At 72.7% G+C, this 22,370-nt stretch carries 23 protein-coding genes; 18 read left to right on the top strand and 5 right to left on the bottom strand.

The annotated features are described in order from the left end of the window. Window positions 1-2: 2 nt before the first annotated feature. The 5 genes from RDV89_RS01385 to RDV89_RS01365 are packed head-to-tail and all read left to right on the top strand — an operon-like array spanning window position 3 to window position 5,862. The gene (locus RDV89_RS01385; RefSeq protein ID WP_315730692.1) at window positions 3-1,325 is read left to right on the top strand and encodes an acyclic terpene utilization AtuA family protein; all 1,323 of its coding nucleotides are present in this window, start codon (window positions 3-5) and stop codon (window positions 1,323-1,325) included. Then, on the top strand, window positions 1,322-1,633 hold the full coding sequence (locus RDV89_RS01380; protein WP_315730690.1) for an AtuA-related protein: 312 nt from the start codon (window positions 1,322-1,324) through the stop codon (window positions 1,631-1,633). The genes RDV89_RS01385 and RDV89_RS01380 overlap by 4 nt, the downstream gene beginning before the upstream one ends. Further along, a complete protein-coding gene (locus tag RDV89_RS01375) occupies window positions 1,630-3,129 on the top strand; it encodes an aldehyde dehydrogenase family protein (RefSeq protein WP_315730688.1) in 1,500 nt (499 codons plus the stop codon). Before RDV89_RS01380 ends, RDV89_RS01375 begins: the two co-directional genes overlap by 4 nt. Then, complete coding sequence (locus RDV89_RS01370; RefSeq protein WP_315730686.1) at window positions 3,126-4,700, top strand: AMP-binding protein; 1,575 nt, start codon at window positions 3,126-3,128, stop codon at window positions 4,698-4,700. Before RDV89_RS01375 ends, RDV89_RS01370 begins: the two co-directional genes overlap by 4 nt. Then, window positions 4,693-5,862 (top strand): CaiB/BaiF CoA transferase family protein, encoded by a 1,170-nt coding sequence (locus RDV89_RS01365; RefSeq protein ID WP_315730684.1) that lies wholly within the window; start codon window positions 4,693-4,695, stop codon window positions 5,860-5,862. Before RDV89_RS01370 ends, RDV89_RS01365 begins: the two co-directional genes overlap by 8 nt. 18 nt (window positions 5,863-5,880) lie before the next feature. Here the strand turns inward: RDV89_RS01365 and RDV89_RS01360 are convergent, their stop codons facing one another. Beyond that, entirely contained in the window at window positions 5,881-6,921 is a 1,041-nt protein-coding gene (locus RDV89_RS01360; RefSeq protein WP_315730682.1) for an LLM class flavin-dependent oxidoreductase, read from the bottom strand. A gap of 212 nt (window positions 6,922-7,133) precedes the next feature. Between RDV89_RS01360 and RDV89_RS01355 the strand changes: the two genes are divergently transcribed. The 5 genes from RDV89_RS01355 (at window position 7,134) to RDV89_RS01335 (ending at window position 11,797) form a co-directional block, all read left to right on the top strand. Beyond that, window positions 7,134-8,327 (top strand): ABC transporter substrate-binding protein, encoded by a 1,194-nt coding sequence (locus RDV89_RS01355; protein ID WP_315730680.1) that lies wholly within the window; start codon window positions 7,134-7,136, stop codon window positions 8,325-8,327. 135 nt (window positions 8,328-8,462) lie between these two features. Beyond that, window positions 8,463-9,350, top strand: coding sequence for a branched-chain amino acid ABC transporter permease (locus RDV89_RS01350; RefSeq protein ID WP_315730678.1), 888 nt, complete (start codon window positions 8,463-8,465; stop codon window positions 9,348-9,350). After that, window positions 9,347-10,279 (top strand): branched-chain amino acid ABC transporter permease, encoded by a 933-nt coding sequence (locus RDV89_RS01345; RefSeq protein WP_315730677.1) that lies wholly within the window; start codon window positions 9,347-9,349, stop codon window positions 10,277-10,279. Before RDV89_RS01350 ends, RDV89_RS01345 begins: the two co-directional genes overlap by 4 nt. Then, window positions 10,276-11,082: an ABC transporter ATP-binding protein gene (locus RDV89_RS01340; RefSeq protein ID WP_315730676.1), complete on the top strand. Its 807-nt coding sequence runs from the start codon at window positions 10,276-10,278 to the stop codon at window positions 11,080-11,082. Before RDV89_RS01345 ends, RDV89_RS01340 begins: the two co-directional genes overlap by 4 nt. After that, complete coding sequence (locus RDV89_RS01335) at window positions 11,075-11,797, top strand: ABC transporter ATP-binding protein (protein ID WP_315730675.1); 723 nt, start codon at window positions 11,075-11,077, stop codon at window positions 11,795-11,797. Before RDV89_RS01340 ends, RDV89_RS01335 begins: the two co-directional genes overlap by 8 nt. Before the next feature lie 87 nt (window positions 11,798-11,884). Here the strand turns inward: RDV89_RS01335 and RDV89_RS01330 are convergent, their stop codons facing one another. Continuing rightward, window positions 11,885-12,640 (bottom strand): FadR/GntR family transcriptional regulator, encoded by a 756-nt coding sequence (locus RDV89_RS01330; protein WP_315730673.1) that lies wholly within the window; start codon window positions 12,638-12,640, stop codon window positions 11,885-11,887. A 147-nt stretch (window positions 12,641-12,787) separates the two neighbouring features. On the opposite strand from RDV89_RS01330, the gene RDV89_RS01325 reads away from it, so the two are divergent. After that, complete coding sequence (locus RDV89_RS01325) at window positions 12,788-13,552, top strand: enoyl-CoA hydratase/isomerase family protein (RefSeq protein WP_315730672.1); 765 nt, start codon at window positions 12,788-12,790, stop codon at window positions 13,550-13,552. A 68-nt stretch (window positions 13,553-13,620) separates the two neighbouring features. On the opposite strand, the gene RDV89_RS01320 is transcribed toward RDV89_RS01325, so the two are convergent. From RDV89_RS01320 to RDV89_RS01310, 3 genes are read right to left on the bottom strand one after another with little or no spacing between them, the layout of a single operon-like run. Next, window positions 13,621-14,427, bottom strand: coding sequence for a crotonase/enoyl-CoA hydratase family protein (locus tag RDV89_RS01320; protein ID WP_315730670.1), 807 nt, complete (start codon window positions 14,425-14,427; stop codon window positions 13,621-13,623). Further along, window positions 14,424-15,188 (bottom strand): SDR family NAD(P)-dependent oxidoreductase, encoded by a 765-nt coding sequence (locus RDV89_RS01315; RefSeq protein WP_315730668.1) that lies wholly within the window; start codon window positions 15,186-15,188, stop codon window positions 14,424-14,426. Before RDV89_RS01315 ends, RDV89_RS01320 begins: the two co-directional genes overlap by 4 nt. Window positions 15,189-15,227: 39 nt before the next feature. Further along, window positions 15,228-16,409, bottom strand: coding sequence for a thiolase family protein (locus RDV89_RS01310; protein WP_315730667.1), 1,182 nt, complete (start codon window positions 16,407-16,409; stop codon window positions 15,228-15,230). 135 nt (window positions 16,410-16,544) lie between these two features. On the opposite strand from RDV89_RS01310, the gene RDV89_RS01305 reads away from it, so the two are divergent. The 7 genes from RDV89_RS01305 to RDV89_RS01275 all read left to right on the top strand — a co-directional run bounded on the left by RDV89_RS01305 (window position 16,545) and on the right by RDV89_RS01275 (window position 22,367). Beyond that, complete coding sequence (locus RDV89_RS01305) at window positions 16,545-17,078, top strand: pyridoxamine 5'-phosphate oxidase family protein (protein WP_315730665.1); 534 nt, start codon at window positions 16,545-16,547, stop codon at window positions 17,076-17,078. Beyond that, entirely contained in the window at window positions 17,075-17,851 is a 777-nt protein-coding gene (locus RDV89_RS01300; RefSeq protein WP_315730663.1) for an SDR family NAD(P)-dependent oxidoreductase, read from the top strand. The genes RDV89_RS01305 and RDV89_RS01300 overlap by 4 nt, the downstream gene beginning before the upstream one ends. Further along, entirely contained in the window at window positions 17,848-18,309 is a 462-nt protein-coding gene (locus RDV89_RS01295; RefSeq protein WP_315730662.1) for a nuclear transport factor 2 family protein, read from the top strand. The genes RDV89_RS01300 and RDV89_RS01295 overlap by 4 nt, the downstream gene beginning before the upstream one ends. Window positions 18,310-18,316: 7 nt before the next feature. Further along, a complete protein-coding gene (locus RDV89_RS01290; protein WP_315730661.1) occupies window positions 18,317-18,724 on the top strand; it encodes a nuclear transport factor 2 family protein in 408 nt (135 codons plus the stop codon). A 104-nt stretch (window positions 18,725-18,828) separates the two neighbouring features. After that, on the top strand, window positions 18,829-19,626 hold the full coding sequence (locus tag RDV89_RS01285; RefSeq protein WP_315730659.1) for an SDR family NAD(P)-dependent oxidoreductase: 798 nt from the start codon (window positions 18,829-18,831) through the stop codon (window positions 19,624-19,626). A gap of 32 nt (window positions 19,627-19,658) precedes the next feature. Continuing rightward, complete coding sequence (locus tag RDV89_RS01280) at window positions 19,659-20,714, top strand: LLM class flavin-dependent oxidoreductase (protein ID WP_315730657.1); 1,056 nt, start codon at window positions 19,659-19,661, stop codon at window positions 20,712-20,714. Between the two features lie 12 nt (window positions 20,715-20,726). Then, on the top strand, window positions 20,727-22,367 hold the full coding sequence (locus RDV89_RS01275; RefSeq protein WP_315730655.1) for an AMP-binding protein: 1,641 nt from the start codon (window positions 20,727-20,729) through the stop codon (window positions 22,365-22,367). Window positions 22,368-22,370: the final 3 nt, after the last annotated feature.

The raw sequence follows: 22,370 nt of genomic DNA, 5'->3' as shown, positions 1-22,370 counted from the left end.
CCGTGGCCCTGGCCCTCGGCGCCGGGTCGGCCTACGCCGACGACCGGCTCGACGCCGTCGCCGCGATGGCGTCGAGCGGCCGGGTCTCCTACCTGGGGTTCGACTGCCTCGCCGAGCGCACCCTGGCCCTGGCGCAGCAGCGCCGGCGGGCCGACCCCGGCGCCGGTCAGGACCGGCGCATCGGCCGCCTGGTCCCGCTCCTCGGTGAGCACCTCGCCCGGGGCGGACGCGTGGTGGGCAACTTCGGCGCGGCCAACCCCGACGCCGCCCGCGACGACTTCGCGCGGGGCCTGCGGGACCTCGGGCTCGACGGGGTGCGGATCGGCGTCGTGCACGGCGACGACGTCCGGGACCTGGTCCGCGACCTCGACCTCGAGCTGCCCGAGCTCGGCACCACGGTGCGGGCGCTGGGCGACCGGGTCGTCTCGGCGAACGCGTACCTCGGCGCCGACGGGATCGTCGAGGCGCTGGCCCAGGACGCGCAGATCGTGCTGGGCGGCCGGCTCGCCGACCCGTCCCTGTTCGTCGGTCCGATCTGCCACGAGCTCGGCTGGGCGCCGGACGACTGGGACCGCGTCGCGCACGCGACCATGGTCGGCCACCTGCTCGAGTGCGGCGTGCACTCGACCGGCGGCAACTACGAGGACCCGCCCTACCGCGTCGTGCCGGCCCCGCACGACCTCGGCTTCCCCATCGGGGAGGTCGACGACGGCTCCGTCGTCGTGACCAAGCTGCCGGGGACCGGCGGCCGCGTGGACGCCATGACCATGAAGACCCAGCTCTACTACGAGATCCACGACCCGGCGGCCTACCTGACCCCCGACGTGACCGCCGACTTCACGGGGCTCGAGGTGACCGACCTCGGCGACGACCGGGTGCGCATCGAGGGCGCCCGGGGCCGTCCGCGACCCGACCTGCTCAAGGTGCTCGTGGGCGTCGACCAGGGCTGGCGCGCGACGGGCGAGATGTCCTACGGCGGGCCGGGCTGCGTGGAGCGCGCCCGGCGGGCCGAGGAGGTCCTGCGCGCTCGCCTGGACCGGGTGCTCGACGAGATCGACGAGCTGCGGATCGACCTGCAGGGGGTGGACTCGCTGTTCGGGGACCGGATGCCGGGCGGTTACCCCGCCGAGGTACGCCTGCGGCTCGCCGCTCGCACGACCTCCCCGGAGGTCGCACGCACCGTGGCCCACGAGACCGAGCTCCTCTACTTCGGCCCCGCCGGCGGGGGCGGCAACGTCAACGCGGTCGTGCCCGCGCTCGGCGTCACGCCGGCCTACGTGCCGCGCGAGCTGGTGGAGGTCGGCGTCGAGGTGGCGGCGTCGTGAGGCTGCGCGAGATCGCCGCCAGCCGCTCCGGCGACAAGGGCGACGTCAGCAACATCTGCGTGTTCGTCTACGACCCGGCGCACTACCCGCTGCTCGTGCGGCACCTCACGGCCGAGCGGGTGCGCGAGCACTTCGGCGACCTCGTCGCCGGGGAGGTCGTGCGCTACGAGCTGCCGCGGGTGCACGGCCTCAACTTCGTGCTGGACCGCGCGCTCGGCGGCGGTGTCTCCATGACGCTGCGCGCCGACCCGCACGGCAAGGCGTACCAGTCCCTCGTCCTCGACATCGACCTCCCGGAGGACCCGTGAGCGCACCCGCTCCCGCCCCCGCGTCCCGCGCGCAGCTGCCGCCCACCGACCGTGCCGTGCTCGTCGACGGCACGTGGGAGGAGGGCGCGGGTGCGACGCACCACAGCATCGATCCCGGGACGACGCAGGTGCTGGCCACCTGGACCGGGGCGTCCGCGGACCAGGTCGACCGGGCGGTGGCCGCCGCCCGGCGGTCCTTCGACGCGGGCACCTGGCGGCGTACGCCGCCGGCCGAGCGCGCCGCGGTGCTGCGGCGGCTCGCCGCGCTGCTCGACGAGCACCGCGAGGAGCTGGCGCGCCTGGTCGCCACGGAGGTCGGCTCACCGATCGGCCTGGCCCGCACGCTGCAGACGGCGACCCCGGCGGTGAACCTCGCCTGGGCCGCGGACCGCGCCGAGGCGGGACCGCGGGGCGGCTACCGCGAGGAGCTGGCGCCGCTGGGCTCGCCCGCACCGGCGGCCAGCGTCCTGCTGCGCGAGCCGGTGGGCGTGGTCGCCGCGATCACCCCGTACAACTACCCGATCAACATGGTGGCCTGGAAGGTCGGCCCGGCGCTGGCCGCGGGCTGCTCCGTGGTGCTGCTGCCCTCGCCCCGCGGCACGCTGTGCACGCTCGCGCTGGTGCGGCTGGCCCTCGAGGCCGGTGTCCCGCCCGGCGTCCTCCACCTGGTCACGGGCGGGGCCGACGTCGGCTCGCGGCTGGCAGCGGACCCGCGCCTGGACCTCGTGTCCTTCACGGGCTCGAACGCGGTGGGGGAGGCGGTGATGCGCGCCGCGGCGCCCTCCAGCACGAAGGTGGTGCTCGAGCTCGGCGGCAAGTCGCCGACCGTCGTGCTGCCGGGCGCGGACCTCGACCGTGCGGTCGGCCCGTCGATGCTGCGCTTCTGCCGCAACGCCGGGCAGGGCTGCGGCGCGACCACCCGCATCCTCGTGCACCGCGACGACCTCGACGCGTTCGTCGAGCGGGCGGTGGCGTTCCTGACCGACCACGTGCCGACGGGCGACCCGCACGACGAGACGACCGAGGTCGGTCCGCTGATCAGCGCGGAGCACCGTGAGCGGGTCGAGGGCTACCTCGAGCGGGCCCGCGCCCGCGGCTCCCGCGTGCTGGTCGGCGGGGGGCGGCCCGACGGGGCGAGGGGCTTCCACCTGCTGCCGACGCTCGTGACCGACGTGGACCCCGACGACGAGCTCTGCCAGGACGAGCTGTTCGCTCCCGTGGCCGTGGTGCTGGCGTACGACACCGTCGACGAGGCCGTGGCGCTCGCGAACAACAGCCGCTACGGCCTGAACGCGCTGGTGTGGGGCGAGCACGACGAGGCGGTCGAGGTGGCCCTGCGCCTGGAGACCGGCACGGTGGCGATCAACGGCGGCGGCGGAGCGCGTCCCGACGTGCCCTGGGTCGGCGCGAAGCAGTCCGGCGTCGGCGCGGAGATGGGCGAGGACGGCTTCGCCGAGTTCTTCACGGTCCGCCACCTGCAGTGGCCGCTGCCGTGAGCGGCGGGCCGGCGGCGCTGGCGCCGGCGACCGGCCGCGACGTCGGCGCGCTCGTCGACGCCTGGGCGCGGGCCGCGGGCGGTCGGGTGTTCCTGCGCTGGGCGCCGTTCGACGACGCGGAGCCGGCGACCTGGACCCGGGCGGAGTTCGCCGAGCAGGTCGATGCGCTCGCGCGCGGCCTGCACGCCCGGGGCCTGCGCCGCGGCGACCGGTTCGCGATCTCGCTGCCCAACGGACCCGCGTTCCTGCTGACCTGGACCGCGCTCGCCTCCCTCGGCGCCGTGGCCGTGTGCTTGAACCCCCGGCTCTCGCCCGACGAGCTGGAGTACGCCCTGGGCCACAGCGGCGCCCGCGGCGTGCTCACCACGCCGGAGGGCGCCGAGGTGGTCGCGACGGTCGCCCCCGACCTGTGGCTGCTGACCGACGCGCCCACGGGCCCGGACACCCCGCACGCGCTGGCGGCGGGCGACCACCCGGCGTACCCGCGCGGGGTCGCGGCCGACGCGCCGGCGAGCATCCAGTACACGTCGGGCACCACGAGCCGCCCCAAGGCGGTCGTGTGGACCCAGGCCGCCTGCCTGTGGGCGGGGCAGGTCGGGGCGCTGCACCAGGGCCTCGGGCCCGCCGACGTCAACCTCGTGCACCTGCCCCTGTTCCACACCAACGGGCTGTCCTACTCGTTCCTCTCGTCGCTGTGGTCCGGCGGCGAGCTCGTGCTGCAGCCGCGCTTCTCCGCCAGCCGCTTCTGGCCCGCGGCCGTGGAGCACCGGGCGACGTGGAGCTCGGTCGTGTCGTTCTGCCTGCGCGCCCTGGAGGGGCGCGACGTGCCGGAGCGGCACCACTTCCGCGGCTGGGGCAGCAGCGCCGCCCTGCCCGCCCCGCCCGCCACCGCGGGGGTCGGCGCGATCGGGTGGTTCGGCATGACCGAGACGGTCTCCCACCCCGTCGTCGGCGACCTGCACCTGCCGGGGCCGGCGGGCTCGATGGGACGGCCCTCGCCCGCGTACGCCGTGCGTGTGGTCGCCGAGGACGGGACGAGCGGCACGGGCGGGCCGCGGGCGGCCGAGCCCGACGAGCCGGGGGAGCTGCAGGTGCTCGGGCGCCGCGGCGTCTCGCTCTTCTCGGGCTACCTCGGCGACGACGCGGCCACCGCGGCCGCCTTCACCGGCGACGGCTGGTTCCGCACCGGCGACCGGGTGCGCCGCGACGCCGAGGGCCACCTGTGGTTCCTCGAGCGCGACAAGGACGTGCTGAAGGTGGGCGGCGAGAACATCGGTACGCCCGAGGTCGAGCGGGTCCTGCGCGGGGTGGAGGGCGTCGGAGAGGCCGTCGTCGTCGGCCGTCCCGACCGGATGCTCGGGGAGGTGCCCGTCGCCTTCGTCGTGGCCCGGCCCGGCGAGCGCGTGGACGTCGCGGCGGCCCACGAGCGGTGCGTCCGGATGCTGGCCGACTTCAAGCGGCCCCGCGAGATCCGGGTGGTCGACGCGCTGCCGCGCTCGACGCTGGACAAGGTGGCGAAGGCGGCGCTGCGGCGCCAGCTCGCCGACGAGGAGGAGCGGTCCCGTGCCTGACCACGCCACCGGCGGACCCCTCCGTGGGGTCCGGGTCGTCGAGCTGGCCGGCATCGGACCGGGCCCGTTCGCCGTGATGCTGCTGGCCGACATGGGCGCCGACGTCGTCCGGGTGGACCGGCTCGGCGGGCCGGGCGTGGACTACACGCCCAACCCGGTGCTCGAGCGCAGCCGCCGCTCGGTCGGGCTCGACCTCAAGCGTCCCGAGGGGGTCGAGGTCCTGCTCGACCTCGTCGCCGGCGCGGACGTGCTGGTGGAGAGCTTCCGGCCCGGCGTGCTCGAGCGCCTCGGTGTCGGGCCGGACGTCTGCCTGGCCCGCAACCCCCGCCTCGTGCTCGGCCGGCTCTCGGCCTGGGGTCAGGACGGGCCGCTCGCGGACGTCGTCGGGCACGACGTGAACTACATCGGGATGACCGGCGCCCTGCACAGCATGGGCCGCGCCGGCGAGCGGCCCGTCCCGCCGCTGAACCTGGTGGGGGACTTCGGCGGCGGCGCGGCCTCCCTGGCCTTCGGCGTGGTCTGCGCGCTGCTGGAGACCCGCAGCTCCGGGCGGGGCCAGGTGGTCGACGCGAACGTGCTCGAGTCGACGGCGACGCTGATGGGGCTGGTCCACGGCATGCGCGCGCAGGGACGCTGGTCGACCGAGCGGGGCAGCAACCTCCTCGACACCGGCTGCCCCTACTACGACGTCTACACCTGCGCCGACGGCCGGTGGATGGCGTTCGGGGCGGTCGAGGAGCGCTTCTTCCGCACGGCGCTGGGCGTCCTGGGCGTCACGGACCCCGCGCTGCTGGACGCCCACAAGGACCGCGCGCGCTGGCCCGCGCTGCGCGAGGCGGTGACGGCCGCGTTCGCCGCGCGACCGCGGGCCGCTTGGGAGGAGGCGTTCGACGGCGTCGAGGCCTGCGTCAGCCCGGTGCTCGACCTCGACGAGGCGGCGAGCCACCCGCACGCGCGGGCGCGGCAGGCGTACCTGCCCCTGCCGGGCAGCGACCTGCCCCAGCCCGCGCCCACCCCGCGCTTCAGCCGCACGCCCGCGGGGATGCCGGGTGCGGCGGCGCGACCAGGCCAGCACGGCGCCGAGGTGCTGGCGGAGCTGGGGTACGCCCCCGAGCGCGTCGCCGCCCTGGTCGCGGCCGGCGTGGTGGCGGCCCCGGCGTGACCTGCCGGGGCCTGCCGCTCAGGCGGTCGCGGGCTCGCGCACGACCCGGTCGACCGAGGTGATGCCGGCGACGGCGGGCACGATGTCGCGACCGAGGTCGTCGAGGTAGGCGACCACCTCGTCGCTGCTCATGTGCGGCCACTGCGCGCGCACTAGGACGGGGTCGATCGGCACGACCGCGGCCATCTCGGCGATCTGGGCGACGCACTCGTCCGGGGTCCCGATGAACGTCTCCTTGCGCGCCACCTCGCGGAACTCGCGCGAGATCTCGTCGGCGCTGCGGGTGGCGAGCGAGCGGTTGGCGTAGGCGAGCAGCCGCTCCTTGGCCATCTTCTCGAAGCGCTCGAACGCGGCGTCGGTGGTCGCGGCCGGGATGATCTCGCGGCGCAGCGGATGGCGCACCTGCGGTCGGCCGAGGCGCTCGCGCTCGTCCTCGTAGATCGAGAGCAGCCGCACCATCTCGGGCCCGCGGGTCTCCGGCGTGATCGGCCAGCCGTCGCCGAGGCGCGCCGAGCGGCGTACGCCCAGCGGCTTCATCGCGCCGATCCAGATCGGCGGGTGCGGCTCCTGGTACGGGCGGATGTGGGTGGCGCCGCCGGTGACCGACCAGAACTCGCCGTCGTGGTCCACGACGTCCTGCGTCCACATCTTGCGCATGATCTCGAGGGACTCCTCGAACATCGCGAAGCGCCGGGAGAAGTCCACGCCGAGGGCGACGAACTCGTCCTCGCGGTAGCCCGCGCCCGCGCCGACCACCAGGCGCCCGCGGGTCAGGATGTCCAGCGTCGCGAGGTCCTCGGCCAGCATCACCGGGTGGTAGAGCGGCACCTGGACCACGGTGGTGGCCAGCGTGACGTGGTCGTCGAGCTCCGCGGCGATGCGGGCGAGCGTCGGGATCGGCTGGAGCCAGCGCAGGTCCCCGTAGAGGAAGTGCTGGCCCATCGTGATGTGCGTGATGCCGTTGCGCTGGGCCGCCTCGACCTGGCGCAGCAGCCCGTCGAGGTGGTCGCGCGGCGACACGCTCGCGTGCACGTCTCCCAGGATCACGCCGATCTGCATCGCTGCTCCTCCGTTCGCCACCGCTTCGTCCGCATCATATGCATGGATTTGTGGACGCTGTCGACGTCGCCGGCCCGGATCCCGGCCGAGACCGCATGCGGTGGCGGGTCTGAACCACTTCGCCGTTCTGCTTTACAGGGTGTGGCGCACGTCCTATGGTGTGGATCACATGCGAATGATGCGCATGATATTCAACGTACGAGGAGCACGAGATGAACGGGTTCATGGGCAGGTCCCAGCGGCGACTGGCGATGGCGAGCCTCGTCGCTGCGTCGATGATCTCGGTGACGGCATGCGGGAGCGTGAGCGGCGGGGGTGGCCCGGAGGCCTCCGACGAGCTCCCCGACACGATCAAGCTGATCTCCATCAACCCGACCACCGGCGTGGTCGCCTTCGCGGGCGAGTCGGCGAACAAGGGCTACCAGCTGGCGATCGACCAGATCAACGAGCAGGACTTCCTCGAGGGCTCGACCCTCGAGATCGAGTACGTCGACACGAAGTCGGAGCCGCAGACCGCGGCCCAGGAGCTCACCCGCGTGACCTCGGGCGGTGACTACTCCGCGGTGTTCGGCTCGGTCTCGAGCAACGAGGCGGTGGCGATGTCCCCGCTCGCCGAGCAGGCGAAGATGCCGATCATCTACACCCAGGCCGGCAGCGACGGCGTCGTCACCGGCGACTACACGTGGCGAGCGACGCCCCTGATGCGGGAGTACTACCCGCTCCTCGAGCAGTACATCGAGGAGACCGGCGCCGAGTCGCTCGGCATCATCTACACCGAGGCGACGCCGACCCTGCAGGACATCGGCACGAACACGCTCCCCGCGATGGCGGAGGAGCTCGGCATCGAGGTCACCGCGAGCGTCGGCACCCAGGCCACCACGCAGGACTTCTCGGCGCCCATCTCGCAGGTGCTCGGTTCCGAGCCCGACCTCGTCGCCGTCCTCCTCGTCGGCGCCGCGAACCCGACCGCGATGACGCAGCTGCGCCAGGCCGGCTACGACGGGCCGGTGCTCGGCAACTCGGGCGCCTCCGCGGGCAACCTCGACCAGGCCGGCGACGCCGGCGAGGGCATGGTCTGGCCCACCGACTTCAACGCCGCGATGACGCCGGAGTCGAGCCAGGCCTTCACCGAGGCGTACCGCGAGGAGTACGGCGAGGACCCGCTGAACTACGCCGCCGAGGCGTTCGACGCGGCCTGGTTCCTGGCCCGCGCCCTCAAGGAGGCCCAGTCGGCCGACCGCGAGTCGGTCAAGGACGGCATGCACACCGTGGCGGAGGAGCCGTTCGACGGCGCGCTCGGCACCGACCTGACCTGGGTCGACCAGGACCTGCAGGTGCCCGGCGTGGTGATCGAGTACACGACCGAGGGCGAGCAGCTCCTCTACGAGGGCACGTCCGCCGGCTGACCGTCCCGGCCGGCGCCCGCCGTCGGCCACCACCGGTGGGGGTCCGGGCTTCGTCCCCGGGCCCCCACGACCGGCGTCCACCAGCGACGCCAGAGGAGATCCGATGACCACCACGAACGTCGACGGGGAGGCGCCGTGCAGGACCTGCTGACGGTGATCAGCCTCGGCTCGATCTACCTGCTGTTCGCCCTGGGCATGAGCCTGACCTGGGGCACGATCGACATCCTCAACTTCTCGCACGGGTCGATCTTCATGTTCTCCACCTTCACGTCGTACCTGGTGCTGGGGGAGACCACCCTGCCGTTCGTCGCCGTGGCGCTGATCGCCGTGGTGGTCGGAGCCGTGCTCTCCGTCGCGATCCAGGTGCTGGCCTTCGAGCAGATCATCAAACGGGCCCGCACCAAGAAGAACGCGGAGATGCAGATCCTCATCGGGGGCATCGGCATCGCGATCATCCCGCTCGCGATCGCCCAGCACCACACGAAGAGCAACCCGTTCGGCCTGCGTGCCTCGTCGTTCGAGGTCGAGACCTGGCTGCTGGGCGATCTGCGGGTCACCAACATCTCGGTCATCACGATCGTGGTCGCGGTGGCGCTGTGGGCCGCGGTCTCGCTGTGGCTGCACCGCTCGCGGCACGGTCTCGCGCTCCGCTCGATCGGCGTCGACGCCGAGGTCGCCTCCCTCATGGGTGTCGACCGGCGGCGCCTGGCGCTCGCCACGATGGCGGTCTCGGGCGGCCTGGCCGGCCTGGCCGGCGTGCTCTTCACCTTCTCCCTCGGCGCCCTGACGCCGGAGAGCGGCGACACGCTGCTGGTGAAGGCCTTCGCGATCATCATCCTCGGAGGCGTCGGCAGCATGCTCGGCGTCGCGTTCGGCGCCTTCTTCCTCGCGGCCTGCGAGGTGTGGGTGCTCACCCAGACCAGCGGCTCCTGGGTCGAGGCCGTGTCGTTCGGCCTCATCTTCCTCGTGCTGCTGGTCCGCCCGGCCGGCGTCTTCGGCCGCAAGGAGGTCCGACGCACATGATGCAGTTCTACTTCAGCAACATCGTCCTCATCCAGGCGACGATGACGGGCCTGCTGCTGGCCCTGAGCATCCAGGTCCCGATCCGCATGGGCGTCTTCTCGTTCGCGGGCGCCGGGGCGTACGGCATCGGCTGCTACGCCGGCGCGATCTTCGTGCTCGACCACCAGCTCGGCGCTATCCCGACCATCGTGATCACCTGCCTGATGACCGGCGTGATCGTGCTGGCGCTGGGCGTGCTGATCCAGAAGCTCACCGGTCTCTACCTCGCGATGGCGACGGTGGCCTTCTGCCTCATCATCAGCGTGATCGCGATCAACGGGGGCACGACCACCGGCGGCTCGACCGGCCGCTACGGCGTGATCTCCGACTTCACCATGGGGGGCATGTTCGCGATCACCGCGGTCGCCCTGGTGCTGGTCGCGCTCAGCGAGCGGGGCCGCCTCGGGCGCCGGGTGGACGCGGTCCGCGAGGACCCCGAGCTCGCCGCCTCGATGGGCGTCAACGTCCGCCGCTACCGTCTCGTCGCGTTCGCGGTGAGCGGGGTCCTCGGCGGCCTGGCCGGCTCGATGAACATCCTCGTGCGCAGCGCGGTGAGCCCGCTCGACATCGGCTTCCACCTGATCGTGCTCGCGCTGACGATGATCATCGTCGGTGGGTCGCTGTCGTGGAAGGGCGCCGTGCTGGGCGCGCTGATCTTCACCTGGCTGCCCGACCTCCTCAAGGTGGTCGGTCAGTGGCAGGAGCTGATCTACGGCGTCATCGTCGCGCTCGCCGCGGTCCTGCTCCCGCGCGGCCTCTACGGCATCTACGTCGACACCAAGCGGTCGGTGCAGCGGCGCCGCCGCGAGGCGGCCGGTCCGCCGGCCGGCGGGTCCGACGACGAGACCCACGCCGAGCGGCTCGAGCCGGAGATGGAGGGGCAGCGATGAGCGCCACGCACACCGAGCCGGGCGGCAGCCTCCCGACGGGGGTCGACCCGGTCCTCGAAGTCGACGACGTCAAGGTGCACTTCGGCGGCGTCAAGGCCGTCGACGGCATCTCGATGAAGCTCATGCCCGGCATGATCCACGGGATCATCGGCCCGAACGGGTCGGGCAAGAGCACGCTGATCGGCGCGATGACCCGGCTGACGCGGCTGACGAGCGGGCGGCTGCTGTTCGACGGCGAGGAGTACCAGAACGCCTCCGCCGCCGTCGTCGCCCGCAAGCGGGTGGCGCGCACCTTCCAGACCGTGCGGCTGCTGCCGGACCTGACGGTGCTGGAGAACATCCAGCTCGGCGCGGACGCCCGTGCCGACGACAAGTCCGGCAACGTCCTGACCCGGCTGCTCGGCAAGCAGATCTCGCCGGCCGTGCGGGACGCGGTCTCGCGCACCAACCTCGAGGGCTTCGAGGACTTCTACCCCTCCGAGCTGTCGTACGGCACGCAGCGCCGGGTCGAGATCGCCCGCGCGATCGCCACCGGTCCGCGCCTGCTGCTGCTCGACGAGCCGACGGCAGGCATGAACCAGAAGGAGCGCGCCGAGATCTCGGCGCTGCTGCAGAGCCTGCGCACCGACGGCCTGTGCCAGCTGCTCGTCGAGCACGACGTGCAGATGATGATCGACACCTGCGACCACGTGTACGCGATGAACTTCGGCCGCCTCATCGCGGAGGGCACGCCCACGGACGTGGTGCGGAGCCCGCAGGTGCAGGAGGCGTACCTGGGAAGGAAGTGGCGCGACCATGCTTGAGGTCAGCGACCTGCACGTCAGCTACGGCAACGTCGAGGCGGTCCGGGGGGTCTCCCTGACGGCGACCCCCGGGCGGGTGACCCTCGTGCTCGGGGCCAACGGCGCCGGCAAGACCACCACCCTCAAGGCGATCGCCGGTCTCGAGCGCCCGCACTCGGGCCGCGTCGCGCTCGACGGGCAGGACATCACCGGCCTCGCGCCGCACAAGATCGTGCGCCGCGGCGTCGCGCTGGTGCCCGAGGGGCGCCGGGTGTTCGGGCCGCTGTCGGTGGGCGAGAACCTCCGGATGGGCGGCTACACGGCCGAGCGGTCGAAGGCCGCCGAGACCCTCGACCGCGTCCACGAGATGTTCCCGATCCTCTCGGAGCGGGCCGGCTCCGCGGCCGGGCTCCTCAGCGGCGGCGAGCAGCAGATGCTGGCCTTCGGGCGGGCACTGATGTCGCAGCCCGCGGTGATGCTCCTCGACGAGCCGTCGATGGGCCTCGCTCCGGCGGTGGTCGACTCGATCCTCGCCAAGGTGCGGCAGATGGCCGACTCGGGGATCGGCATCCTCATGGTCGAGCAGAACGCCGAGGCCGGCCTCGACGTGGCCGACGAGGTCGTCGCCATCGCCCGCGGCGAGGTGGTCTACGCGGGCCCGGTCTCCGAGGCGCGCGACAACGCCTCGGTGCTGCGCGCCTTCCTGGGCGAGGCGGCGCTGGCGGGCGAGGACTGAGTCGGTGCCGCTCGCGTGAGGCCGTCCGACGACGCACAGGTCCCCGCACCTCCCGAGGTGCGGGGACCTGTCGTGTCGCGGGTCGGCTCAGCCGAAGTAGCGCTGGTCCCAGGGGATGGTCTCGCCCATCACCTGGGGGAACTTCCGCTCGGCGTAGCGCTCGTACGCCTCGATGTGGTCGCGCATGCGCTGCTCGGAGGCCTCGGGGTCCCGGGCGGCCAGCGCCTCGTAGATCTCCTCGTGGGCCTTGAGGATCGCGGCCCGGCGGTAGCCGGGGTAGTCGATGCCGATGACCGTGCCGTCCATGATGCCCAGCAGCGAGTCGATGACGTAGCCGAACAAGGCGTTGCGCGAGGACCAGGCGATGACGTCGTGGAAGCGCTTGTTGGCGTCGAGGAAGGAGTACTGGTCGTCGAGGTCGACGCGCATCTGGTCGACCGTGCCCTTGAGCTCGCCGAGCTCCTCGTCGGTCATCCGCGTGGCGGCGAGGTTGCTGATCATGGGCTCGATGGCCGAGCGCACCTCGACGATGTTGCGGAAGGGGGCGGACTGCAGCTGCATCAGCAGCACGACCGTGCTGCCCAGGTGCGTCGCGTCGGGCATCTGCAGCACCGGGCCGCCGCGCGGGCCGGGCTTGAGCGAGATGACGCCCTGGAACTCCAGGAGCCGCAGCGCCTCACGCAGGGTGCCGCGACCGGTCTGGTACTTCTCCAGCATGGTCCGCTCGGGCTCGAGGAGCTCCCCGGGGCCGAGGCCGGCGCGCAGCGCGTCCTGGACGATCCGCTGGGCGACGAGCATCGCCGCCTTGGGTGGCCTGCGGTTGGGCAAGTCGCGTCCGACCATCGTGTTCCTCCACGCGTGTAAAGATGCCAAACATTAGCACCATTATCCCGAGATAAGCCCTGCGTGATGCGCACCGTACGTGGTCCGTGGTCGCGAGCGGCGCACCTCGACCAACTCGCCCGGAATTCCCGGCAGAAAGGAACGAACGTGTCCGACGTCATCGTCACCGAGCGCGGGACCGCGCTCTGGATCCAGCTCAACCGCCCCGAGCGGCGCAACGCGTACGACGCCGCCATGGCCGGCGCCGTCACGGAGGCCCTCGAGCAGGCGTCCTCCTACTACTCGGTCGTCATCACCGGCTCCGGCGGCTCCTTCTGCGCCGGCGGTGCCCTCATCGACCTCAGCAACCCCGACGTCCCGTCCATGCGGGGGCTCTACCAGGGCTCCCTGCGGCTCTTCGACGCCGTGCGCAACTGCCCCCGGCCCGTGATCGCCGCCGTGAACGGCGCCGCTGCGGGTGGGGGCAACGAGCTCGTCGTCGCCTGCGACCTCGCCATCGCGGCCCGGTCGGCGACCTTCGGGCAGACCGGGCCCCGCGTGGGCAGCGCCCCGGTCACCGGCGCGACCAACGTGATGGGGGTGCAGATCGGCGAGAAGCGCGCCAAGGAGCTGTCGATGCTGTGCCGGCGCTACCCCGCCGAGCGGGCGATGGAGCTCGGGCTGGTCAACGAGGTCGTGGACGACGAGCTGCTCGAGGAGACCGTGGAGGCGTGGTGCGCCGAGCTCGCCCAGATGTCCCCGCGCTACCTGGAGATCACCAAGATCAGCTCCAACGTGTGGTGGAACGCCGCACGCGACTCCTTCACCAACGGCCTCGGCATGCTCGTGCAGGCCATCGCCGCCCCGGACATGGCCGAGGGGGCCGCCGCCTTCATGGAGAAGCGCAAGCCGTCCTTCCCCGCCCCCGAGTGACGTGCGACGGCGAGGGGCCCGGCACCGTCACGGTGCCGGGCCCCTCGCCGTGCGGGAGCCGTGGTGCGTCAGCGGCCCTGCCAGCGCGGCGCGCGCTTCTCCTTGAAGGCGGTCGCCCCCTCGCGCGCGTCCTCGGAGGAGCGGACCGGCAGGGTGATGTCGCGCTGGCGCTCGAACATCTCCTCGCGGCTCCATCCCGGGGCCTCGACGATGACCTGCTTCGTGGCGCGCACGGCCAGGGGGCCGTTCGCGGCGATCGCCCGGCCGAGCTCGAGCGCGGCCTCCAGGGCGCCGCCCACCGGGGTCAGCCGGTTGACCAGCGCGACGTCGTGGGCCTGCTGGGCGCTGACCATCTCGCCGGTCAGGGCCCACTGCATCGCCAGGTGGTAGGGCACCCGCTGCGGCAGTCGCATCAGGCCGCCGCCGGCGGCCACCAGCCCGCGCTTGACCTCCGGCAGGCCGAACTTCACGTTCTCGGCCGCCACGATCATGTCGCAGGCGAGCGCGATCTCGAACCCGCCGGCGAGGGCGTACCCCTCCACCGCCGCGATCAGCGGCTTGGCCGACGGCTGCTCGATGATGCCGGCGAAGCCGCGGCCCGGGATCGAGGGCTTCTCCCCGGCGAGGAACGCCTTGAGGTCCATGCCCGCGCAGAAGGTGCCGCCCGCCCCCGTCACGATCCCCGCGGTCAGCAGGGGGTCCGCGTCGAGCCGGTCCATGGCGGCGCCGATCGCCTCGGCCGTGACGGTGTTGATCGCGTTGCGCGCGTCGGGCCGGTTGATCGTCACCACGAGGACGCCGTCGACGACCTGCGTGAGCACGGGCCCCTCGGCCACGTCCTGCGCCATGTCCGCGTCGCGAGCCTGCGTCGTCATCGCGGTGCCATCCGGATCGCGCCGTCGAGACGGATCGTCTCGCCGTTGAGCATCGGGTTGTCGATGACGTGGAGCGCGGTCGACGCGAACTCCTCCGGGCGTCCGAGGCGCGCCGGGTGCGGGACCTGCTTCGCGAGCCCGTCGCGGATCTCGTCCGAGAAGCGCGCGAGGATCGGCGTGTCGAAGATGCCGGGGGCGATCGAGCAGACGCGGATCAGCGAGCGCGAGAGGTCGCGCGCCGCGACGAGCGTCATGCCGACGACGCCGGCCTTGGCGGAGGCGTAGGGGATCTGCCCGATCTGGCCCTCCCAGGCGGCCACCGAGGCGGTGAGCACGCAGGCCCCCCGCTCCCCGTCGACCGGCTCGTTCGCGGCCATGCGGGTCGCCGCCAGGCGCAGCACGTTGAAGGTGCCGACGAGGTTGATGTCGACCAGCTCGCGGTACAGGTCGTAGTCGCCCGCGCTGCCGTCCTTGTTCACCAGCCGCACCGTGCCGCCGCGTCCGGCGCAGTGCACGAGCGCGCGCAGGGGCGCCCGACCGGTGGTCACGTCGAGGGCGGCGTCGACCGCGGCCTCGTCGCGCACGTCGGCGGGGCTGAAGGTCGCGAGGTCGCCGAGCTGCTCGGCCACCTCGGCGCCGGCGGAGGACGGCAGGTCCACGATCGTCGTCGGGACGCCCCGCTCGACGAGCCGGTTGACGGTGGCCAGGCCGAGGCCCGACGCGCCGCCGGTGACGAGCGCGGAGCCGTGGGTGAGGTCCATGGGGTGCCTTTCGGTCTCAGGGGCGGCGCGACCCGGGGGTCAGCGCAGCACCTCGATGATCGTCGCGTTGGCCATGCCGCCCGCCTCGCACATCGTCTGCAGGCCGTAGCGCCCGCCCGTCTGCTCGAGGTGGTTGATCATGGTGGTGAGGAGGCGTACGCCCGACGCGCCCAGCGGGTGCCCGAGCGCGATGGCGCCGCCGCGGGGGTTGATCCGCGCCTCGTCGGTGGGGAACTCCGCCGCCCAGGCCAGGGGGACCGACGCGAACGCCTCGTTGATCTCGACGGCGTCCATGTCCCCGATCCCGAGGCCGGCCTTGGCGAGCACCTTGGCCGTGGCCGGGATCGGGCCGGTCAGCATCAGCGTCGGGTCGTCGCCGACGACCGCGGAGGCGACGATCCGGGCCCGCGGCCGCAGGCCGAGCTCGGCGGCCCGGGTGGCGCTGGTGACCAGTACCGCGCCGGCGCCGTCGGTGATCTGCGAGGCGTTGCCGGCGGTCACCTTCCAGTCGATGTGGGGGAGCGCGGCGCGGTTCTCGTCGGTGCCGAACACGGCCCGCAGGCCGCCGAGCTTCTCGACGGTGGTGCCGGGCCGGATCGACTCGTCGACCGAGACGACGGTGCCGTCGGGGGTCGTGACGGGGACGATCTCGTCGTCGAAGCCGCCGCTGGCGGCCGCGGCGGCCGCGCGCTCGTGCGAGCGCGCCGAGTACTCGTCCAGGGCGAGCCGCGAGAGGCCCCACTTGTCGGCGACGAGCTCCGCCGAGACCCCCTGGGGGACGAGGTCGGGGAACCGGTGGCGCACGCCGGGGCCGTGCGGGTCGGCGCCCATCCGGGCCGAGCCCATGGGCACGCGGCTCATCGACTCGACACCGCCGGCGACGACGACGTCGTACATGCCGGCCAGCACGCCCTGCACCGCGAACTCGACGGCCTGCTGGCCGGAGCCGCACTTGCGCTCGATGGTCACGGACGGCACGTGCACGGGGTAGCCGGCGGAGAGCCAGGCCTGCCGACCGGGGGTCGCCGACTGCTCGCCGGCCTGGCCGACGCACCCGATCATGACGTCCTCGACGATCCCCGGGTCGATACCGGTGCGCTCCACGAGGCCGCGGACGACGCTGGCCAGCAGGTCGACGCTGTGCACCTCGGACAGCGCGCCGCCGGCCTTGCCCCTGCCCATCGGCGAGCGGACGGCGTCGATGATGACGGCCTCGGTCATGGCACCTCCTGGAAATTGGTGATCATCAATACCGTAGCGGTGGTCCGCCCCTTGCGGGAAGAGCCGACCAGCATGTAATCATGCTTACGAATATCATGGTCTGGATCACACTGCGGTGGCTGGAGGAGTCGGCGGATGAGCGACAACGAGCTGGGTACGAAGAACCTCGAGAAGCTGAAGGGCACGCACCTGGACGGCGGTGACCAGGAGGAGTTGCTGATGACGCAGACGGAGTGCAGCTTCGTCTTCCTGGATGCCGACGGGTGGCCGCGCGGCGTCATCATGAGCTTCATCTACGACAAGGGCAGCGTCTGGCTGACCGCGGTCGAGGGCCGCGCGCACGTCAAGGGCGCCGACCGGGACGAGCGCGTCAGCGTCATCGTCTCCAGTGCGGGCAGCGGCCTGCCGGGCCGCCGGATGGTCGCCCTGAAGGGCAGGGTCACCGTGCACCGGGACCCGGCCGTCAAGGACTGGTTCCTGCACGAGTTCACGCACCGCATCCAGCCGGCGGACCCGCACTCGTGGCGCAAGCTGCTCGACAGCCCCAACCGGGTCGTGTTCGAGGTGGTGCCGGAGGGGAAGCCGACCAGCCACGACCAGCGCAAGATCCCGGGCAACGGGCGCGGCATGGCGGCCGGCGCCGACACCGGCCGCAAGGTCGGCCCGTGACGGCTGGCCGGCTCGAGGGCCGGATCGCGGCCGTCGTCGGCGGCGGGTCCGGCATGGGCCGCGCGGTCTCGCTGCGGCTGGCGCAGGAGGGCGCGCACGTCCACGTCGCCGACCTGTCCGCCGAGGCGGCCGACGCGGTCGCGTCGGAGATCGGCGAGGCGGGCGGGTCGGGCGTTGGCGTGCGGCTCGACGCGACCGACGTCGAGGCGCTGCGCGGGTTCTACGCCCGCATCGAGTCCGACCACGGCCGGCTCCACGTCCTGCACAACCAGGTCGGGATGCCGGGGGCGGGCGGTCTCGACGTCGCCGAGGCGGACTTCGCGCAGGCGATCGACGTCAACGTGAAGTCCGCCTTCTACGTGGCCTCGCTCGGCTACGAGCTCGTCAAGCGGGCGGAGGGGGTCGGGTCGATCACGATGACGGCCTCGACCGCGGCGCTCGTGGGGTCGCCGTTCAGCCCGCTGTACTCGCTCACCAAGGGTGCGCTCACGGCGTACACCCGCGCCCTCGCGCTCGTCGGCGGACCCGACGGCGTGCGGGTGAACTGCATCTGCCCCGGCCCGGTCGACACCCCGATGCTGCCGACGTTCTTCGGCCGCGACCCGGGGGCCGACATGGGCGACCTGATGGACGCCTTCATCAGCCTGATCCCGCTCCAGCGGGCGGCCGCACCGGCCGAGATCGCCGGTGTCGTCGCCTTCCTGGCCAGCGACGACGCCGGTTTCGTCACCGGCACCACCATCCCCGTCGACGGAGGACAGACAGCACGATGAGCAACGACCTGGCACTGACCGAGCGCAACGCCCTCCTCGGCGCCCGCGCGACCCGCTCCTACCACGTGTACGCCCGAGCGGTCGACGAGGGCGACCTCGACGCGCTGCGCGCCCTGGCGACCGACGACGTCCGAATCACCCGCGGCGACCACCCGACCGAGGACGGCGTCGAGGCCTTCCTCGACGTCTACCGCGCGCACGTCGCGATGGAGATCCCGCTGTGCAAGCACGTCGTCACGAACGTGCTCGCGGAGCAGCAGGGCGAGGACGTCGTCACGCACGCGTACTTCACCGCGACGATGTTCGAGGCCGAGCGCACCCGGGTGCTCACGGGCGTCTACGACGACGTCTACCGCGAGGTCGACGGCGAGCTGCGCCTGGCGCACAAGAAGATCCGGGTCGAGTGCGCGCAGGAGCTGCCGGCCGCCGCGGCCAGCTTCACGCACGTGGGGAAGTGAGGACGTCATGACGCACCGCGAGGACATCGAGGACGTGCTGGGCCGCTACGCCCACGCCTACGACGACCGCGACGCCGAGGGCGTCGGGGCGACGTTCGCGCCCGACGGCGTGCTGTCGCTCCAGATCGCCGGCGGCGACCCGCTCGGGCCCTGGGAGGGGCGCGAGGCGATCGTCGAGATGATGGCGGCCACCCTGGCCACGCAGTCCGACCAGCGGCGGCACCTGGCCTCCACCTTCACGCTCGACAGCTGCGACGGCGAGCGGGCGACCGCGCGGTCGTACCTGACCCTCGTGGCGGTCGCGGACGGGGCGCTGACGGTGCTGAGCACTGGGCGCTACGTGGACGAGATGGTGCGTGTCGACGGGACCTGGCTGATCGCCCGGCGCCACATCGCGCTCGACCTCCCGTACTGACCGCCCACTATTTAGGCGCATGATTGTCAGGAACCGTTGATCGGTGTTAGCGTCGTCACAAGGCGACGTGAGAGTGCGCCGCGACCGGCTGAGAGGGGTTGTCGATGACCATCGTCGACCAGGACGCAGCGTCCGTGACGACGGCCCCGACGACCCGCTCCGGCGTGGTGGTCACCGGCGCCGCCCGCGGCCTGGGCCGCGGGATCGCCGAGGTGCTGGCCGCGCACGGCTGGAACGTCGTCGGGGTCGACCTCGCCCCCGAGATGGACCAGGTCGCCGCGGACCTCGGACCCGGGCACGGCTCGGTCGTCGGTGACGCCGGTGACGGCGAGGTCCTCGAGCGGGCGTGCCGGCTGGCGGCCGAGCTCGGTGACGGCGTCGGCGCCGCCGTGTTCAACGCGGGTGTGACCGCCCCGGGCGCGAGCGTCGGCTACGACCTCGACGACTGGGACCGGGTGCTGGGCGTCAACCTGCGCGGCGTCTTCATCGGCGCACAGGCCGTGCGGCCGCACCTCGTCGCCGGCGGCGCCATGGTGATGCTGAGCTCCATCTGCTCGACGCAGGGCTTCGCGGCCCGCGCCTCCTACTGCGCCTCCAAGGCCGGGGTGGACGGACTGGTCCGCTCGCTCGCCCAGGAGTGGGGGCCCGACGGCATCCGTGTCAACGCGATCGCCCCCGGGACGATCGAGACCGAGATGCAGCAGGCCATGGTCGCCAGCGGCCGGGCCTCGATGAGCGGCTACCTGGAGCGGGTGCCGCTGGGACGCATCGGGCGTCCTTCCGAGATCGGGGAGGCCGCGGCCTTCCTCGTCTCCCCGCGCTCCAGCTACGTCTCGGGTGTGGTGCTGCCGGTCGACGGCGGCTGGGCCGGCGGGGGACTGCCGGCCACCGCACCCTCCTGATCCCCCACGCCCTGAGAAAGAGGAACCCACCCATGGTCCAGGTCGGTCTGCTCCTGAGCGACGTGCCGAAGTCCGTGACGCCCGCGCAGCAGTTCAAGGACGTGCTGCGCATCGTCGAGGCGGCCCAGAACAACGGCTTCACCTACATCGCGATCGGCCAGCACTTCCTCTACGGCGAGCTGCGCTGGCTGCAGCCGGTCCCGCTGCTGGCCCGGCTCGCGGCGGAGGTCGACCCGAACGTCAAGCTGGTCACCCAGATCATGATCGCGCCGCTCTACCACCCGGTGATGCTGGCCGAGGAGATCGCGACGCTCGACGTCGTGACCGAGGGCCGCCTGATCTTCGGCGCCGGTCTCGGCTACCGCCCGGAGGAGTTCGACTACCTCCAGATCCCCTACAAGCAGCGCGCCGGCCGCTTCGACGAGTCGCTGCAGCTGATGAAGCGGCTGTGGACCGAGGACTCGGTGACCCACCAGGGCAAGTACTTCCAGCTCGAGGACGTGCACCCGCACCTGCACCCCGTGCAGGACCCGCACCCGCCGATCTGGATCGGCGCCCACGCCATCCCGGGCGTCGAGCGGTGCGCGAAGTACGGAGACGCGTACGCCTGCCCGCCCGAGACCCCGATGCACGAGATCGCCGAGCGCCACGCCATCGTGCGCGACGGCTTCGCGGCCCGCGGCAAGACCTTCGGGCCGCAGCCCCTGCGCCGCAACTGCCTGGTGGCCGACAGCCGCGACGAGGCCATCGTCGAGTTCGCCCGCGTCGCCCAGGGTCGCTACCTGACCTACGCCAACAAGGGTCTCGACGTCATGAAGGACACCGACCTCGAGAACGAGTTCGCCAAGGCGGTCTCGGGCCACGCCGTGATCGGCACCCCGGACGACGTGGTCGCCCAGCTGACGGACTACGTCAAGAAGCTCCCGGTCGACCCGCTGCTGCTGCGTCCGCAGTGGCCGACCATGGACGGCGACGAGACGATCGCGGCGATCAACCGCCTCGGCAAGGACGTCGTCCCCGCCATGCTCGAGCTCGAGGCGCGCACCACGATCGACGAGGCCGCCTTCGCGGTCCCCGGACAGGACTGAGGCCGCGCGACCATGGCGATGCAGTACTACGAGGGGCTCGTCCCGAACTTCGCGGACCCCGAGACCTGGACGCTGGACCACGTCCTGCGCCACCACGCCGCCGAGCGCCCCGACGCGGTCTGCCTGGACACCCCCGAGGAGGGGCTGACCTGGACGTACGCCGAGGCCGTCGACGCCTGCGAGCGCATCGCCAGCGGCTTCCACGCGGCCGGCGCCCGCGCCGGCGACCGCGTCGTGCTGATGGCGGCGAACTCCTCGCGCTTCGTGCGTACCTGGTGGGCCACCGCCCTCGGCGCGCTCGTCGAGGTGCCGATCAACACCAACTACGAGGGCGAGTTCCTGCGCCACCAGCTCGACGTGGCGCAGGCCCGCTTCGCCGTGGTCGACGACCACATGGTCGAGCGCTGGATCGCCGTGGGCGAGGCCGCGCGCGGCATCGAGAAGTTCTGGGTGCTCGACACCGGGGCCGGTCGCGACAAGGCCGTCGAGCTGCTGCGCGAGAACGGCTGGCAGGCCGACGCGTGGGAGGAGCTCGAGGCCGCCGAGAAGGTCGAGCTGCCCCGCGCCCGGGCGCAGGACCTCGGCGCGATCTTCTACACGTCCGGCACCACGGGCCCCTCCAAGGGCGTCGCGATGCCGCACGGCCAGCTGTACTTCTTCGCGCAGATCGTCGTGAGCCTGACCCGGCTGACGCACGAGGACACGTACCTGACGACGACGCCGCTGTTCCACGGCAACGCGACCTTCATGGCCGTCTACCCCGTGATCGTCGCCGGCGGGCGCGCGGTGGTGCGCTCGAAGTTCAGCGCGAGCCGCTGGATCGACCACGTGCGGGACTCGCGGGTGACCGTGACCAACCTGGTCGGCGTGATGATGGACTTCGCGTGGAAGCAGCCGCCGCGCGAGGACGACCGCGACAACGTCCTGCGGGCGGTCTACGCGGCGCCGACCGCGAGCACCATCGCGGACGCCTTCAAGGAGCGCTTCGGCATCGAGGCGCTGGTCGACGCGTTCGGGCTGACGGAGACGTGCGCCCCGATCATGTCGCCCTACGGCGTGGAGCGTCCCGCGGGCGCCGCCGGGCTGCAGAACAAGGAGTGGTTCGACATCCGCCTGGTCGACCCGGAGACCGACCGCGAGGTCGCGGTCGGCGAGGTCGGCGAGCTGGTCGTGCGCCCCGTGCACCCGTGGACCTGCAGCAACGGCTACTACGGCATGCCGGAGAAGACCCTCGAGGCCTGGCGCAACCTGTGGTTCCACACGGGTGACGCGCTGCGCAAGGACGAGGACGGCTGGTTCTACTTCATCGACCGCTACAAGGACGCCCTGCGTCGTCGCGGCGAGAACATCAGCTCCTACGAGGTCGAGCAGGCCGTGCTGGGCCACCCGGCGGTCGTCGAGTGCGCTGTCATCGGCGTGCCGGCCGACCAGGAGGCCGGTGAGGACGAGGTCCTCGCCGTCGTCGTGGCGAGCGAGCCGGTCGAGGCCGCCGAGATCCTCGCGTGGTGCAAGGGCAAGATCCCGGGCTTCGCGATCCCGCGCTACGTGCGCGTCGTGGACGCGCTGCCCAAGACGCCGTCGGAGAAGGTGCGCAAGGCCGCGCTGCGCGCCGACGGCATCACCGCGGACACCTACGACAGCACCGCCGTCTGAGCG

The organism is Nocardioides imazamoxiresistens, assembly GCF_032378595.1.
GTDB classification, from domain to species: Bacteria; Actinomycetota; Actinomycetes; order Propionibacteriales; family Nocardioidaceae; genus Nocardioides; species Nocardioides imazamoxiresistens.
This window is presented reverse-complemented; position numbering and strand designations above follow the sequence as displayed.

Bases quoted from the DNA above. Each gene is read 5' to 3' on its own strand.
- RDV89_RS01360 (WP_315730682.1), bottom strand. From the start codon at position 6,921: ATGCAGATCGGCGTGATCCTGGGAGACGTGCACGCGAGCGTGTCGCCG.
- RDV89_RS01355 (WP_315730680.1), top strand. From the start codon at position 7,134: ATGAACGGGTTCATGGGCAGGTCCCAGCGGCGACTGGCGATGGCGAGC.
- RDV89_RS01345 (WP_315730677.1), top strand. From the start codon at position 9,347: ATGATGCAGTTCTACTTCAGCAACATCGTCCTCATCCAGGCGACGATG.
- RDV89_RS01340 (WP_315730676.1), top strand. From the start codon at position 10,276: ATGAGCGCCACGCACACCGAGCCGGGCGGCAGCCTCCCGACGGGGGTC.
- RDV89_RS01335 (WP_315730675.1), top strand. From the start codon at position 11,075: ATGCTTGAGGTCAGCGACCTGCACGTCAGCTACGGCAACGTCGAGGCG.
- RDV89_RS01330 (WP_315730673.1), bottom strand. From the start codon at position 12,640: ATGGTCGGACGCGACTTGCCCAACCGCAGGCCACCCAAGGCGGCGATG.
- RDV89_RS01320 (WP_315730670.1), bottom strand. From the start codon at position 14,427: ATGACGACGCAGGCTCGCGACGCGGACATGGCGCAGGACGTGGCCGAG.
- RDV89_RS01315 (WP_315730668.1), bottom strand. From the start codon at position 15,188: ATGGACCTCACCCACGGCTCCGCGCTCGTCACCGGCGGCGCGTCGGGC.
- RDV89_RS01310 (WP_315730667.1), bottom strand. From the start codon at position 16,409: ATGACCGAGGCCGTCATCATCGACGCCGTCCGCTCGCCGATGGGCAGG.
- RDV89_RS01305 (WP_315730665.1), top strand. From the start codon at position 16,545: ATGAGCGACAACGAGCTGGGTACGAAGAACCTCGAGAAGCTGAAGGGC.
- RDV89_RS01295 (WP_315730662.1), top strand. From the start codon at position 17,848: ATGAGCAACGACCTGGCACTGACCGAGCGCAACGCCCTCCTCGGCGCC.
- RDV89_RS01290 (WP_315730661.1), top strand. From the start codon at position 18,317: ATGACGCACCGCGAGGACATCGAGGACGTGCTGGGCCGCTACGCCCAC.
- RDV89_RS01285 (WP_315730659.1), top strand. From the start codon at position 18,829: ATGACCATCGTCGACCAGGACGCAGCGTCCGTGACGACGGCCCCGACG.
- RDV89_RS01280 (WP_315730657.1), top strand. From the start codon at position 19,659: ATGGTCCAGGTCGGTCTGCTCCTGAGCGACGTGCCGAAGTCCGTGACG.
- RDV89_RS01275 (WP_315730655.1), top strand. From the start codon at position 20,727: ATGGCGATGCAGTACTACGAGGGGCTCGTCCCGAACTTCGCGGACCCC.